This window comes from Streptomyces sp. NPDC047841 (genome assembly GCF_040704085.1).
Taxonomy (GTDB): domain Bacteria; phylum Actinomycetota; class Actinomycetes; order Streptomycetales; family Streptomycetaceae; genus Streptomyces; species Streptomyces argyrophylli.
This window is the reverse complement of record NZ_JBEYRP010000006.1, coordinates 175,946-190,626: the sequence shown is the minus strand read 5'-3', so window position 1 is coordinate 190,626 and position 14,681 is coordinate 175,946. Positions and strand designations below refer to the sequence as shown.

Annotated in this window: 13 protein-coding genes and 1 pseudogene; 3 read left to right on the top strand and 11 right to left on the bottom strand. The window is 72.9% G+C overall.

Going from position 1 to position 14,681, the window contains the following annotated elements:
• Nucleotides 1–127 precede the first annotated feature (127 nt).
• The 7 genes from AB0947_RS11520 to AB0947_RS11490 form a co-directional block, all read right to left on the bottom strand.
• A complete protein-coding gene (locus AB0947_RS11520) occupies nt 128–1,582 on the bottom strand; it encodes an MFS transporter (protein WP_366750130.1) in 1,455 nt (484 codons plus the stop codon).
• A 66-nt stretch (nt 1,583–1,648) separates the two neighbouring features.
• Nucleotides 1,649–2,671: a class II fructose-bisphosphate aldolase gene (gene fbaA, locus AB0947_RS11515; protein ID WP_366750129.1), complete on the bottom strand. Its 1,023-nt coding sequence runs from the start codon at nt 2,669–2,671 to the stop codon at nt 1,649–1,651.
• 144 nt (nt 2,672–2,815) lie between these two features.
• Nucleotides 2,816–3,364, bottom strand: coding sequence for an orotate phosphoribosyltransferase (gene pyrE / locus AB0947_RS11510; protein ID WP_366750128.1), 549 nt, complete (start codon nt 3,362–3,364; stop codon nt 2,816–2,818).
• A 10-nt stretch (nt 3,365–3,374) separates the two neighbouring features.
• A complete protein-coding gene (locus AB0947_RS11505) occupies nt 3,375–4,163 on the bottom strand; it encodes an aldose 1-epimerase (protein ID WP_366750126.1) in 789 nt (262 codons plus the stop codon).
• 58 nt (nt 4,164–4,221) lie between these two features.
• On the bottom strand, nt 4,222–5,091 hold the full coding sequence (locus tag AB0947_RS11500; protein WP_366750125.1) for an SRPBCC family protein: 870 nt from the start codon (nt 5,089–5,091) through the stop codon (nt 4,222–4,224).
• 52 nt (nt 5,092–5,143) lie between these two features.
• The gene (locus AB0947_RS11495; protein WP_366750123.1) at nt 5,144–6,778 is read right to left on the bottom strand and encodes a polyamine aminopropyltransferase; all 1,635 of its coding nucleotides are present in this window, start codon (nt 6,776–6,778) and stop codon (nt 5,144–5,146) included.
• 79 nt (nt 6,779–6,857) lie between these two features.
• On the bottom strand, nt 6,858–7,394 hold the full coding sequence (locus AB0947_RS11490; protein ID WP_171154330.1) for a DUF2617 family protein: 537 nt from the start codon (nt 7,392–7,394) through the stop codon (nt 6,858–6,860).
• 842 nt (nt 7,395–8,236) lie between these two features.
• Here AB0947_RS11490 and AB0947_RS11485 point away from each other — a divergent pair.
• Nucleotides 8,237–9,421, top strand: coding sequence for a pyridoxal phosphate-dependent aminotransferase (locus AB0947_RS11485; RefSeq protein WP_366750122.1), 1,185 nt, complete (start codon nt 8,237–8,239; stop codon nt 9,419–9,421).
• Between the two features lie 70 nt (nt 9,422–9,491).
• Here the strand turns inward: AB0947_RS11485 and AB0947_RS11480 are convergent, their stop codons facing one another.
• Both AB0947_RS11480 and clpB read right to left on the bottom strand, forming a co-directional pair.
• Nucleotides 9,492–10,031, bottom strand: a complete 540-nt coding sequence (locus tag AB0947_RS11480) for a YbjN domain-containing protein (protein ID WP_366750121.1) — start codon at nt 10,029–10,031, stop codon at nt 9,492–9,494.
• 226 nt (nt 10,032–10,257) lie between these two features.
• Nucleotides 10,258–12,855, bottom strand: coding sequence for an ATP-dependent chaperone ClpB (gene clpB, locus AB0947_RS11475; protein ID WP_366750120.1), 2,598 nt, complete (start codon nt 12,853–12,855; stop codon nt 10,258–10,260).
• A gap of 117 nt (nt 12,856–12,972) precedes the next feature.
• On the opposite strand from clpB, the gene AB0947_RS11470 reads away from it, so the two are divergent.
• Nucleotides 12,973–13,386, top strand: coding sequence for a TIGR03618 family F420-dependent PPOX class oxidoreductase (locus AB0947_RS11470; protein ID WP_366750119.1), 414 nt, complete (start codon nt 12,973–12,975; stop codon nt 13,384–13,386).
• A gap of 153 nt (nt 13,387–13,539) precedes the next feature.
• Here the strand turns inward: AB0947_RS11470 and AB0947_RS11465 are convergent, their stop codons facing one another.
• Nucleotides 13,540–13,875 carry a hypothetical protein gene (locus tag AB0947_RS11465; RefSeq protein ID WP_030648261.1) on the bottom strand — a complete coding sequence of 112 codons (336 nt, stop codon included), beginning with the start codon at nt 13,873–13,875 and terminating at the stop codon, nt 13,540–13,542.
• A 3-nt stretch (nt 13,876–13,878) separates the two neighbouring features.
• Nucleotides 13,879–14,082 (bottom strand): hypothetical protein, encoded by a 204-nt coding sequence (locus AB0947_RS11460; RefSeq protein WP_366750118.1) that lies wholly within the window; start codon nt 14,080–14,082, stop codon nt 13,879–13,881.
• A gap of 104 nt (nt 14,083–14,186) precedes the next feature.
• Here AB0947_RS11460 and AB0947_RS11455 point away from each other — a divergent pair.
• Nucleotides 14,187–14,681, top strand: a pseudogene (locus tag AB0947_RS11455) (helix-turn-helix transcriptional regulator); the annotation flags it as partial.

The following is a 14,681-nucleotide window of genomic DNA, read 5'->3' as shown; positions in this document are numbered from 1 at the left end:
CGGGCCGCAGCCGAACGAAGGGGCGCGGGGAACTGCGCGACCGGCCCCCACCGGGCCGCAGCCGAACGACCAAGGCCGCCGGACACCACGCGCCCCCACCGGACCACAGCCGAAGAGAGCCCCGCCCTCACCCCGGTCGGTCGGCCTCCAACGGCGGAGCCGTCACGCTGCCGTGGGTCCGGCACTCCGGCCGCGGGCACCCCGGTGCCGGCCGGCGGACCAGGGCGAACGCGAGCGCCGAGCCCAGCACCAGCACCCCCGCGCAGATCGGCATCGCCCGGTCGAACGCCGCGTCGAACGCCGTGGGCGACCGGTACGCCTCCGCCCCCATCCCCGCCAGCAGCGGCAGCGCCGCCACCGCCACCAGTCCCGCCGCCCGCGCCGCCGCGTTGTTGATGCCGCTGGCCAGGCCCGCCCGGGCGGTGTCGACGGAGGCGAGCACCGTGGCCGTCAGGGGCGCGACCAGGGTGACCATGCCGGCGCCCATCACCAGCAGGGCCGGGAGCACGTCGGTCAGGTAGTCCGCCCCCTTCCCCACCCGCAGCATCAGCAGCATCGCCACCGCGCACAGCAGCGGGCCCACCGTCAGCGGCAGCCGCGGCCCCGTGCGGTCGGCCAGCGCGCCCGAGCGGGAGGAGAACAGCAGCATCAGGGCCGTGGTGGGCAGCAGCGCCGTACCGGCGGCGAGCGGCGAGTAGCCCGCCACCACCTGAAGCTGGAGCGCGGTGAGGAAGAAGAAGCCGCCGAAGGCCGCGTACACGCACAGGGTGACGAGGTTGACCGCCGTGAACTGGCGCGAGGCGAAGATGTCCGGCGGCAGCATCGGGTCGGGCCGGTGCCGCTCGACGTGCACGAAGGCCACCGCCGCCGCGAGGCCCGCCGCCCCGGTCAGGGCGACCGCCAGGGAGCCGCCCCGGGCCTCGATCAGCGCGTACGTCAGCAGGGCGAGGGACAGCGCCCCGAGGACCGCGCCCAGCACGTCGAAGCGGCCGTGGGCGCGCTGGTCGGCGGACTCCGGTACGTGCCGCAGCGCGATCGGCGCGCACAGCAGGGCCAAGGGCACGTTGAGGAGGAACACCCAGCGCCAGCCGGGGCCGGTCACCAGCCAGCCGCCGAGGAAGGGGCCGACGGCGGCGCCGATCCCGCCGAAGCCGGACCACAGGCCGACCGCCCGGCTGCGGTCGTCGGAGTGGAAGGACGCCTGGATCAGGGCGAGCGAGCCGGGTGTGAGCAGGGCCCCGCCGATGCCCTGGAGGGCGCGGGCGGCGATGAGGATCCCGGAGGTGGGGGCCAGGCCGCACAGCAGGGAGGCCGCCGCGAACCAGACGACCCCGAGGACGAAGACCTTCCGGCGGCCGTAGCGGTCGCCCAGGGAGCCGCCCAGCAGGATCAGGCCGGCCAGCGTGACCATGTACGCGTTGACCGTCCACTGCAGGGCGGCGAGGCTCGCGTCCAGGTCCTGGCCGATGCGCGGCAGGGCGACGTTGACGACGGTGGAGTCCAGCATCGCCATGCTGGAGCCCAGGACGGTGGTGAGCAGGATCCACTTGCCCTGGGGCGAGGCGAGCCGGACGTCGGGCATGCCCCCAGGTATACAGCGGGCCCGGCGGCATGGACAGCCGCCGGGCCCGCCGGGACGCCGTAGCGCCTACTTGATCTTGTTGCCCGCCGAGCGCAGGTGCTGCGTGGCCTCGACGACGCGCGCGGCCATGCCCGCCTCGGCCAGCTTGCCCCAGGTGCGCGGGTCATAGGCCTTCTTGTTGCCGACCTCGCCGTCGACCTTCAGGACGCCGTCGTAGTTCTGGAACATGTGGCCGGCGACCGGACGGGTGAAGGCGTACTGGGTGTCCGTGTCGAGGTTCATCTTCACGACGCCGTTCTCCAGCGCGGTCTGGATCTCCTGCTCGGTGGAGCCGGAGCCGCCGTGGAAGACGAAGTCGAACGGAGCGGCCTTGCCGAACTTGGCGGCGACGCCCTCGCTCAGCTCCTTCAGCAGCTCCGGGCGCAGGACGACGTTGCCCGGCTTGTACACGCCGTGCACGTTGCCGAAGGAGGCGGCCAGCAGGTAGCGGCCCTTCTCGCCCAGGCCCAGGGCCTCGGCGGTGCGGATCGCGTCGTCGACGGTGGTGTACAGCTCGTCGTTGATCTCGTGGGAGACCCCGTCCTCCTCGCCGCCGGTCGGGGTGATCTCCACCTCCAGGATGATCTTGGCGGCGCGGGCGCGCTCCAGCAGCTCCTGGGCGATGGAGAGGTTGTCGGCGAGCGTCTCGGCGGAGCCGTCCCACATGTGCGACTGGAACAGCGGGTTGCGGCCGGCCTTGACGCGCTCCTCGGAGATCGCGATCAGCGGACGCACGTACCCGTCGAGCTTGTCCTTCGGGCAGTGGTCGGTGTGCAGGGCGATGTTGACCGGGTACTTCTCGGCGAGGACGTGCGCGTACTCGGCGAGGGCGACGGCACCGGTCACCATGTCCTTGCTGTACTGCCCGCCGAGGAACTCGGCCCCGCCGGTCGAGATCTGGACGATGCCGTCGCTCTCCGCCTCCGCGAAGCCGCGCAGGGCCGCGTTCAGGGTCTGCGAGGACGTCACGTTGATGGCCGGGTAGGCGAACTTGCCTGCCTTCGCCCGGTCGAGCATCTCGTTGTAGACCTCGGGGGTTGCGATGGGCATCCTGTCCGCTCCTTGTGTTGCGGGTTGGCGTTCTGCGTTACGGCCCTGACCTAGACCTGGGGTGCGACGTCATCGTCGGCCCCATCTTTCCAGACCCGGGGGGCTGGGTCGGCGCCCCGGTCAAGTGCAGGCCGAACCGCCCGGTCAGTCCAGACCCAGTTCATCCTTCGAGAAGGCGAACCGGTACGGAACGCCCGCTCCGGCCTCGATCTTCTCGGCGGCGCCGGTCGCCCGGTCCACGATGGTCGCGACGGCGACGACCTCGGCACCGGCCTCGCGGACGGCCTCGACGGCGGTCAGCGGGGAACCGCCGGTGGTGGAGGTGTCCTCCACCACCAGGACGCGGCGGCCCGCGATCTCCGGTCCCTCGACGCGCCGCTGGAGCCCGTGCGCCTTGGCGGCCTTGCGGACGACGAACGCGTCGAGCCTGCGCCCGCGCGCGGCGGCGGCGTGCAGCATGGCGGCGGCGACCGGGTCGGCGCCCATGGTGAGCCCGCCGACCGCGTCGAACTCGAGGTCCTCGGTCAGGTCCAGCAGCACCTGGCCGACCAGCGGCGCGGCCTCGCCGTCGAGGGTGATGCGGCGCAGGTCGACGTAGTAGTCGGCCTCCAGACCGGAGGAGAGGGTCACCTTGCCGTGCACCACGGCCTTGTCCTTGATCTGCTGCAGCAGCGCGCCGCGAACGTCCGTCATGCCGACCAGCTTAGAGCCGCCGCCAGCTCCAGGTGGTCACGGCTTCCAGCGGGTCCAGCGGGGTGACCAGGCGCGGAACGGTGTTCAGCCCGTTGGGCGGCCCGGTCTGCGGCTCCACGCAGACGGCCTCGGCCTGCTCGTCGTAGACCACCACCCACTCCTCCCGGCTCGCCACCTTCAGCTCCAGCTGCCCGGGCCAGGTGAGGGTGACGTCGACGCCGCCGGGCATGCCGAAGCAGTCGTCCCAGGGGCCCGGCCGGGGGTCGACGCGGTTGCCGGTGGGCAGGTGGTCGGCGCCGCGCTCCTCCTGCCAGGCGGGCTTGAAGTCCAGTCGGACGTCCTCGCCGCCGAGGTTGCGGTGGAACCACGGGTGCCAGCCGAGCTGTGCCGGGAAGGAGTCGTCGTACGTCTCCACCGACATCGTCAGCGTCAGGCCGTCCTCGGCGAGCGTGACGATCTGGGTGACGCGGCCGGGGTGCGGCCAGGGGTCGGTCAGCTCGCAGGTGATCACCGCCTCGTTCTCCGTGACGCGCGCGGTGCGCCAGGCGCCGTCGCGGGCGGTGCCGTGGATGGCGTGCGGCGGGGAGTTGAGCGGCATCTGACGGACGGTGCCGCCGTCCAGGAACCGGCCGTCCCGGATCCGGCCGCACCAGGGCACCATCGGGAAGCAGCCGTAGCGCTCCCCTTGCCGCAGCAGTTCCAGGGAGCCGATCCTGAGGCTGCCGATACGGCCGCCGTTGGCCGGGCTGACGCGTGCTTCCGCTTCGCCTGCGGTCAGCGTGATGTCTTCGTTACTCACGGGACGACAGTACTGGGGGGAGGACGGTGCCGGCCTCGCCCTCGGGGACGCGTGGCGCTCAGCGGCGTTTGCGCAGCGCCTTGCCGACGACGATCGCCGACGCCACGACCAGTGCCGCCGCCGGTGCCGCCCAGCGCAGTGCCGAGGTCGCCGTGACGCTCTGCGGCGCCGGGACGGGGGCGTAGCGGCCGCGCGGCGGGGCGTGGTCGACCTCCTCGGCGCTGCGGCCGATCATCGTGCGGCGGGCGTGCGCGGCCTCGGCGGGGGGCTCACCGGTGTCGGCGAAGTCGCCGGCGCGGCGGTCGGTGGAGGCGGTGGCGGTCCCGGTGCCGGCCTCCGCGTCCGTGCCGGTGTCCGCGTCCGCGCCGGTGTCCATGTCCGCGTCGAGGTCGGCGTCGGGGCCCTCGTCCGCGTCCGGCGCCAGGGCGGACGGGGGGACCTCGGTGTCGAAGACGGAGGTGTGGGCGGCAGCGGCGGGGGGCTCCGGCCGGTCGCCCGCGCCGGCACCGGCACCGGCGGCCAGCGACTCCAGGAAGCGGTTCAGCAGCCGGGTCGCCGCCGCGGCCACCGTCTCGGCCGGCAGTTCCGCGATCCGGCCGGTCGCGTCCGCCGTGCCCTCGGCCGTGACCGTGCAGCCGCCCTCGGTGTCCGCGAGGCGCAGCGTCAGCGCCAGCTTGACCGCACCGGTGCCGCGGGCCTCGGTGGCATCGCCCACGACGGCGTACGCGCCGTCCTCGCGGGCGGTCACCCGGGCCGTGCCGCGGTAGGTGACGGAGTGTCCGCCGACCCGCAGCTTCAGCCGGCCGGTGATCGGTTCGGCACCGGCGTCCTGCTGCAGGCCGGGGACCGACCGGGCCACGCGTGCCTGGTCGGCCAGTGCCGCGCCGATCCGCTCGGCGGGGGCCGGGACGAAGACCTGGTGCCTCATGTCCGGGGAGCCTACCCAGTTGTCGCCGGAACTCACCCGGCCGTGAAGCCGCTCAGTACCTCGGACGCACCAGTGTCGACACCGGCACCCCGGCCACCCGCGTCCGTTCCGCCGCCCGCGCGTCCGCCCTCAGCCCGGCCTGCGTCAAGGTCCCCGCGCGCCCGCCGCCCACGCGCAGGGCGGGCGCGGCGTCCCCGCGCGCCGCCAGCAGGAACCCCCAGTCGCGCGGTGCCCGCAGCGCGCCCGTCGAGCGGCCGGGCCCGGCCGCGAGGGCGGAGCCGTGGCCCGGCACCCGGTAGGGCGAGACGGCGAAGCCGGCGGCGCGCAGGGTGGCGGCCACGGTCCAGAAGGCGCGGGGCCGGGCGGTGACGGGCCCGGCGTGCACCACCAGGCGGCCGTCCGGGGCCAGGACGCGGCGGGCCAGGCCGTAGAACTCCTCGGAGTACAGCTTGGTGGAGGCGGTGATGCCGGGACCGGGCAGGTCGCTGATCACGACGTCGTACGCCGGTCCGCGCGCCCGCCGCAGCCAGGTGAGCGCGTCGGCCGTGGTCACGCGCACGCGCGGGTCGGCGAGCGCGTGCCCGTTGAGGGCGGTCAGACCGGGGTCGCGGCGGGCCAGCCGGACCAGGCCGGGGTCGAGTTCGACGATGTCCACACGGCGCACCCCGGGGTGGCGCAGCACCTCGCGGGCGGCCAGCCCGTCGCCGCCGCCGAGGATCAGCACGCGTGCGTGCGGACCGGTCAGGGCCGGCCGGACCAGGGCCTCGTGGTAGCGGTGCTGGTCCCGGCCGCCGACCGGGAGGCGGCCGTCGAGGAAGAGGTCAAGGGGTTCGCCGTGGGTGCCGCCGGCGAGGACGACCTCCTGGACGCCGGTCCGCACGGCCACCCGGACGTCCGTGCCGTAGACGGCGCGCCGCGCGGCCCGTTCGAAGTCGCCGGAGAGGGCGGCGGCGGAGGCGAGGACGCCGAGGACGGTGAGCCCGGCGAGGAGCAGGGTCCAGCGGGCGCGGCGGGTGAGGTCGCGGCGGAAGAGGCCGAGGACGAGGGCGCCGCCCGCGACGACGTTGACCGTCCCGGTGACCAGGGCGCCCGTCAGCTGGCCGAGGAACGGCAGCAGGAGGAAGGGGAAGGCGAGGCCGCCGACCAGCGCGCCCACGTAGTCCGCGGCGAACAGGTCGGCCACCGCGCCGCCCGCGTCCTGCCGGCGGATGCGCTGGATCAGCTCCATCAGCAGCGGGACCTCGGCGCCGATGAGCAGGCCGATGGCGAGGGAGAAGGCGACCAGGAGGCAGCGCGGGCCGTCGGCCCACATCCCGCCCCAGCCGGCGGTCCAGGCGAAGACGGCGTACAGGGCCATGGCGCTGCACCCGCCGACCAGCGCGAGGGCCGACTCCACCGCGCCGAACCCGGCCGCCGCGTGGCAGCGCAGCCGCTTGGCGCCGAGCGAGCCGATGCCCATGGCGAACACCATCACGGAGAGCACCACGGAGGCCTGGGTGACCGAGTCGCCCATCAGGTACGAGGCGAAGGCGACCAGTTCGAGTTCGTACACGAGTCCGCAGGCCGCGCAGACGAAGACGCACACGAGGACCAGGAACCGCCCGGTGCCGGGCCGGACGGGCAGCCGTGCGGGGCCTGTCCAGGAGGGCGGGGCGCCCGGGGGCGCGGGGGCGTGCGGTTCGATCACGCTGCGACGTTACGTCACTCGCCGGGTACGCTTCGTCACCCACACGTGTGGATCTGGAGGCGGTTGACGCGGTCGGGGTTTATGTCGCCGCGGAGTGCCGGGCCGCCGTCCGCCGCCGTGCCCCGACCCGGGTCCGGGTGGCCACCAGCTGGCCGTCCTGCGGGTAGGCGTGCCAGGTGCGCCAGTGCACCTGGCCCTCCTGGTGCTGGGCCAGCATCGCGGTGAAGGCGTGCGGGCTGCCCGGGAAGACCCCGGCGAGGCCGTGCGGGTGGTCGGAGACGAGGGCCAGCAGCTCCTGGGCGCGGCCCGCGAACGAGCCGGGGGTGAGCACCTCCACGCGGGCGGCGAACTCGTACTCCCAGTCGCCGACGCGCTTGGCGACGCCCAGCGGCAGCGGGGTGCTGGAGCCGGGGATGCAGGCGACCGTCTCCGAACAGCGGCCCCGCTCTTCCTCCAGGAGCACCTGGTGGGACGCGCCGAGCAGCCGCAACTGCAGCTTGGCGCCGGTGAGTTCGAGGTCGAGGGTGGCCAGGGCGGGCAGCGGCTCGCGTCCCAGGGCCCAGGCGAGATCGGCAGCGCGCGTATCGGTGTAGGTGGTGTTCAGGGTCGTGAGCATGGATCGGCTCCGCTAACACGCAAGAAGGGGGAGATCGGCCATGTCAGCCCAGCCGGCCCGGCCGGGGTGGGATGCCTGGGGGACGTCCGAGGGGCTGCGTTGGCGTTTCAGAGGGAATCATGAACAGTGGCGACGCCACAGCGTTTTTACCCAACTTCGTAGGGTTTCCATCCCTCAGAGGGCTCCACAGCTCAACTGTTCAACCACGGCGTGCGCCGGGCGCGGGGAACGGACGCGGCCGGGCGCCCGCCGGGAGGTCTCCCCCGGCCGGTGCCCGGCCGTGTGCGGCCCGGATGCGGATGCCCCCGTTCCGGAAGCTCGGCTGCCCCGTGTCAGCCGCCTCCGCCGCATCCGCCCCCGCCGCCGCACGACGAACCCCCGCCGCAGGACGAGCCGCCACCGCAGGACGAACTCCCGCCGCAGGACGAATGGCCCCCACACGAGTGACCCCCGTGGCCCCCGTGCCCGCCGTGGTGCCCCCCGTGCCCGCCCGACGAGCCGGAGTCGCCGCCGCCGGCCCACCAGCTGCTGGTGCCCCCGCCGCCCGCGTAGCCCGCGGCCGACGACGACGCGCGGCGCGACCGGTTCCGGCGGCCGCCCTTGCCGAGCGGCACCGCGCCGCGCCGGTTGCGGCGGCTACGGCCCGCCGCCGCCACGATGACCAGAACCACGGCCACCGCCAGGATGATGCCGACGGTCATGGCGTCACCCTCCTTCCGTTCCCCCGAAGCGGCCCCCCGTGGGCGCCTCGCCGTTGCCGCGTCCTACCGCGGTGACCGGGGGATGCCCGGCCGCGCCGGACCCCAAAGCGGAGTTGAGGAACTCCAGAGCTTGGGCGGAGGATGACCGGCATGACCTCCAGCGCACGCCCCCACCTCAACCGCCGGCTCGCCGCGTTCGGGACGACGATCTTCGCCGAGATGTCGGCGCTCGCCGTGGCGACCGGGTCGATCAACCTCGGCCAGGGCTTCCCCGACACCGACGGGCCCGAGGAGATCCGGGAGGCCGCCGTGCGGGCGCTGCGCGACGGCCGCGGCAACCAGTACCCGCCCGGCCCCGGCGTCCCCGAGCTGCGTACCGCGATCGCCGCGCACCAGCTGCGCCGCTACGGCCTGTCCTACGACCCCGACACCGAGGTGCTGGTCACGGCGGGCGCGACCGAGGCCATCGCCGCCGCGCTGCTGGCGCTGGTCGAGCCGGGGGACGAGGTGGTGGCGCTGGAGCCGTACTACGACTCGTACGCGGCGAGCATCGCGATGGCGGGCGGCGCCCGGGTGCCGGTCACCCTGCGCCCGCGGGAGGGCAGCTTCCGGCTCGACCTGGACGAGCTGCGCGCGGCGGTCACCGACCGCACCCGGCTGCTGCTGGTCAACACCCCGCACAACCCGACCGGCACCGTCCTCACGCGCGCGGAGCTGGCCGCCGTCGCCGAGCTGGCGGTGGAGCGGGACCTGCTGGTGGTGACCGACGAGGTCTACGAGCACCTGGTCTTCGACGGCGCCGAGCACCTGCCGCTGGCCGCGTTCCCCGGGATGCGCGAGCGGACGGTCAGCATCGGTTCGGCCGGCAAGACCTTCTCGTTCACCGGCTGGAAGGTCGGCTGGGTGACGGCCGCGCCGGAACTGGTGAGCGCGGTCCGCGCGGTGAAGCAGTTCCTGACGTACGTCTCCTCGGGCCCCTTCCAGTACGCGGTGGCCGAGGCCCTCGCCCTGCCGGACTCCTACTTCGAGGAGTTCCGCCGGGGCATGCTGGCGCGCCGGGAGATCCTGGCGCAGGGGCTGACGGCGGCGGGCTTCGAGGTATTCCGGCCGGCCGGGACGTACTTCATCACCACCGACATCCGGCCCCTGGGCGAGAAGGACGGCTTCGCCTTCTGCCGCGCGCTGCCGGAGCGGGCGGGCGTGGTGGCCATCCCGAACGCGGTCTTCTACGACGACCGGGAGGCGGGGGCGCCGTTCGTGCGGTTCGCCTTCTGCAAGCGGGAGGACGTCCTGCGCGAGGCGGCGGAGCGGCTGCGGCGCATGTGAGCGGGGGATGCCCGGGGATGCGCGGCATTCGGTCCGGGGGCGGGAAGGCCCCCGGACCGGCCGGGTCCAGTTACTCCCCGTTGTCCTCAGGGTTCTCGGGGTTCTCGGAGTCGTTGACCTCCTGCTCCAGGCCGAGCTGCTCGACCAGCCACTTGTCGAACTCGATCGCGGCCCGCACCCAGCTGACCGTGGAGGAGACGAAGTGGTTGATGTCGACGCCCGTGCCGATCAGCATCTGGGCCTCGCCGATCAGGCGGACGGTGCCGTCGTCGTGGGTGTGGGTGTACACCTTGGGCCACAGGGTGCGGCGGTTCCAGTCGTCGATGGACTCCAGCAGCTGCGGCTTCTCGTCGATCTTGTGGGGGCGGTCGTAGAAGGTCCGCACCGAGAAGATCGCCTGTTCGGCCTCTCCCCTGAACATGAAGTAGGTGCGGAACTGCTCCCACGGCGCGGCGAGGTCACCCTCCTCGTCGACGACGTACTTCAGCTCCATCTGGTCGAGAAGCTGCTTCACCAGGTCCTGATCCGGGAGGACGGGGCCAACCGGTCCTTGGGGCTGCGGTTCGGGCTGGCCCCCGAAGTTCGGAATCGAGGACGGGTCGATGCTCACCGTGATTTTCCCTTCATGCGGATGCCGCCATCCTCCCCCAGGAGGGGCGGGGGATGGCAACCCCGTGCCGCCTGTCAGCCCAGGGCGGAACCGGGGCCCGCGGAACCGTGGCGGGTGACGGCGACGCGCCCGGCGCCCTGAGCGGCGTCCGGGCGGCCCGCACGGCACGACGGCCCCTGCCCGGCCGGCAGCCGGGCAGGGGCCGTCGTGCGGCCGCGTGGGGGCCTTACAGGGTCTTCCCCGTCGCGGGGCCGACCAGCAGTCCCTCGCCGAAGCGGTCGACGCGGACCGTGTCGCCGTCCTTGACCTCGCCGGACAGGATCTCCTTGGCGAGCCGGTCGCCGATGGCGCTCTGCACCAGCCGGCGCAGCGGCCGGGCGCCGTAGGCCGGGTCCAGGCCCTCCTCGGCCAGCCAGGCCAGCGCCTCGGGCGTGACGTCCAGGGTGAGCTGCCGCTCGGCCAGCCGCCGGGCCAGCCGGTCGATCTGGAGCCCCGCGATCCGCTCCAGCTCGGGCTTGGTGAGCGCCGAGAAGACCACCAGGTCGTCCAGCCGGTTGAGGAACTCCGGCTTGAAGGAGGCCCGGACGACCTCCAGCACCTGCTCCTTCTTCTGCTCCTCGGTGGTCAGCGGGTCCATCAGGAAGTGGCTGCCCAGGTTGGAGGTGAGGACCAGGATGGTGTTGCGGAAGTCGACCGTCCGGCCCTGACCGTCCGTCAGCCGGCCGTCGTCCAGCACCTGGAGCAGGATGTCGAAGACCTCCGGGTGGGCCTTCTCCACCTCGTCCAGCAGGATCACGCTGTACGGGCGCCGGCGCACGGCCTCGGTGAGCTGCCCGCCCTCCTCGTAGCCGACGTACCCGGGGGGCGCGCCGACCAGCCGGGAGACGCTGTGCTTCTCGCTGTACTCGGACATGTCGATGCGGACCATGGCCCGCTCGTCGTCGAACAGGAAGTCCGCGAGCGCCTTGGCGAGTTCGGTCTTGCCGACACCGGTCGGACCGAGGAAGAGGAAGGAGCCGGTGGGGCGGTCGGGGTCGGCGATCCCGGCCCGCGAGCGGCGCACGGCGTCCGACACGGCCCGTACGGCCTCGCCCTGGCCGATGAGCCGCTTGCCGATCTCCTCCTCCATGCGCAGCAGCTTCTGCGTCTCGCCCTCCAGCAGGCGCCCGGCGGGGATGCCGGTCCAGGCGGCGACGACGTCGGCGATGTCGTCGGAGCCGACCTCCTCCTTGACCATGGTGTCCTTGGCGACCTCCTCCTCGGCGGCGGAGGCGGCCTCCAGCTCCTTCTCCAGCTGCGGGATCTCGCCGTACAGCAGCTTGGCCGCGGTGTCGAAGTCGCCGTCGCGCTGGGCGCGCTCGGCCTGCCCGCGCAGGTCGTCCAGGCGCTCCTTGAGCTCACCGACCCGGTTGAGGGACTGCTTCTCCTTCTCCCAGCGGGCGGTCAGGCCGCGCAGCTCCTCCTCCCTGTCGGCGAGGTCGCGGCGCAGCTTCTCCAGCCGGGCGACGGAGGCCGGGTCGGTCTCCTTGCTGAGGGCCAGCTCCTCCATCCGCAGCCGGTCGACGGCGCGCTGGAGCTCGTCGATCTCCACGGGCGAGGAGTCGATCTCCATGCGCAGCCGGGAGGCCGCCTCGTCGACGAGGTCGATGGCCTTGTCCGGCAGGAAGCGGGAGGTGATGTACCGGTCGGACAGGGTCGCGGCGGCCACCAGCGCGGAGTCGTTGATCTGCACCTTGTGGTGGGCCTCGTAGCGGCCCTTGAGCCCGCGCAGGATCGCGATGGTGTCCTCGACGCTCGGCTCGCCGACGAAGACCTGCTGGAAGCGGCGCTCCAGCGCCGGGTCCTTCTCGATCCGCTCGCGGTACTCGTCCAGCGTGGTCGCGCCGATCATGCGCAGCTCACCGCGCGCGAGCATCGGCTTGAGCATGTTGCCCGCGTCCATGGCGGAGTCGCCGCCGGCACCGGCGCCCACGACGGTGTGCAGCTCGTCGATGAAGGTGATGATCTGCCCGTCGGACTCCTTGATCTCCGACAGGACGGCCTTGAGGCGCTCCTCGAACTCGCCGCGGTACTTGGCGCCGGCCACCATCGCGCCGAGGTCGAGCGCGACCAGCCGCTTGTCCTTCAGCGACTCGGGCACGTCGCCCTTGATGATCCGCTGGGCGAGCCCCTCGACGACGGCGGTCTTGCCGACGCCCGGCTCACCGATGAGGACGGGGTTGTTCTTCGTACGGCGGCTCAGCACCTGCACGACCCGCCGGATCTCCTGGTCCCGCCCGATGACCGGGTCGAGCCGGCCCTCGCGGGCGGCGGCGGTGAAGTCGGTGCCGAACTTCTCCAGGGCCTTGTACTGGCCCTCCGGGTCGGCGGTGGTCACGCGGCGTCCTCCCCTGGCCTTCTCGAAGGCCTCCTGCAGTTTCCTGGCGTCGGCACCCTGCCCCTTGAGCACGTCCCCGGCGGCCCCGCCCTTCGCGGCGATGCCGATGAGCATGTGCTCGGTGGACAGGTACTCGTCGCCGAGCGCCTTGGCGCGCTCGGTGGCGTCCGCGATCACGGCCAGCAGCTCGCGGTTCGGCTGCGGCGGCGCGACGGTGGACCCGGTCACGCTGGGCAGACCGGCGAGGATGCGCTCCGCGCCCGAGCGTACGGCGGCCTGGTCGGCCTCGACGGCCGCGAGCAGGTCGGTGATGTTCTCGTTGTCCTGCCCCTGGAGCAGAGCCAGCAGCAGGTGAGCGGGGGTGAGGTCCGGGTGCCCCTCGGTGAGGGCACGATTGCTCGCCGCGTTGATCGCGTCCCGGCTCCTGTTGGTCAGCTCGGCGTCCACGTGTGCGTTCTCCTCCTACCCGACGGTCCTGCCTCAGTCAACGTACACAAAGTTGAGTCTATTCCACTCAAGGCGGGTCGCGCACGTGTCCCGGCGGTGTCGGTTAGGTTGCACGGCATGGCCTCGTACTCCCAGGATCCCGCTGCCCCGGAGGAGCCGTACCTCGCCTTCTGGCGCGAGCGGCATCTGTGCACCCTGACCACGCTGCGCCCGGACGGCAGCCCGCACGTGGTGCCGGTGGGCGTGACCTACGACGCCCCGGCGGGGCTGGCCCGGGTGATCAGCAACAAGACCAGCGCGAAGGTGGCCCATGTGCTCGCGGCCGGGGACGCGGGGGCCCGGGTGGCGGTGTGCCAGGTGGACGGCCGGCGCTGGGCGACGCTGGAGGGGCGGGCGCACGTGCGGGCCGAGCCGGAGCGGGTCGCGGAGGCGGAGCGGCGGTACGCCGAGCGGTACGGGCGGACGCCCTCGCCGAACCCGTCCCGGATCGTGATCGAGATCGAGGTGGAACGGGCGCTGGGGCGCGGCTGAGCGCGGCCGGCACAGGGCGTTTCCGGCCACCGTGGAGCGTGCCCGTACCCGGAAATGTCCCCGCAAACTGCAGCGGCGTCACCGTGTTCAGGTCACGGTGACGCCGCTGCGGGGGGAAGCACCTGAGCGATCTGTTACGACGGGGGAATCGCGTCAGGCACTGCGGGGGGTGGCCGAGATGGTTCGTACGTCGGACGGCGCCGGCTCGGACAGCCGGTGGTCCCGCTGGTCCAGGTTCACAAAGATCATTCCGTACCGGATGGCACAGCGCACCGGTTGCGGCGCGCCACGCGGCTTGCGCAGGCACCGGTAGGCCCGCACGTCCCCGTCCTCGTCCCGCGTGACGACGACCGGCTCACCGAACACGGTGACCATCAGCGAGTCACCACTGTGCGGGATGGCCGTGACCAGGTCGATGAAGTGCCATCCGGAGCGGTAGGCGGTGGCCATTTCGCGGCGGAAGGACCGGTCGTCGGGTGGAGTAGTCATCAGTCAGCCCCAGGTGGTGTCGTCCACACCATCGGAATGAGCCGTTCCGGTGATGCCGTCACTCACAGCGACTGTCCGGGGAGCCACTCCCCAGGTCGTATCGCCCGCCGCGTCACGCTTCGCACCGGAGAGGCCACTCAGCGCGCCAATGGCCACAACGGTGGAGAAGGCGACGGCAAGCATCGACCGAAGCAATTTGTTGCGCATATTCGGCTTCGTCCTCACTTGAAGGTCCCCTCTTCCCCCGTCGAACAAGACGATGTCTCATTTGGGCACGTCATGGCCACACGATCGGTGCATCATGTTCCTGCATGTTCAGGACCCTGGGGGGTGGAGATTTGCCATCAAATCGGACCAAAGCGTCACATCCCCATGCCATGACCGAACTTTGCGAGGAGGGTAGCGGCCTTTACGCCAAGGCACTGCGTGTGGGGCGGATAGCCCGCGCGGAGACGGAAGCCGCCCCCTGCCTCATGGAGTTCGCCCTCCTCCAGCCGGATCCGGACGACGCGAACTGGCTGCGCCCCACCCCGCCGTCCGTCGCGCTCGCCCAGCGGCTCAATCCGATCGAGCGGGAGATCTCCGAACGCCGGCGGCTGTCGATCGAACTCACCGAGGCGTTCGAACCGTTCATGGCGCTCAGCGCCCAGGACACCGCCTCCACCCACGCCATCTCGGTGCTGGAGGGCCTGGACCGCATCAACGCGGCCCTGGACGCGGCGACGGCAGAGTGCCGCTCCGAGGTGCTGACCGTGCAGCCGACCAGCCGCCGGATGGAGCACACCCTGCTCCAGGGCCTGGAAACG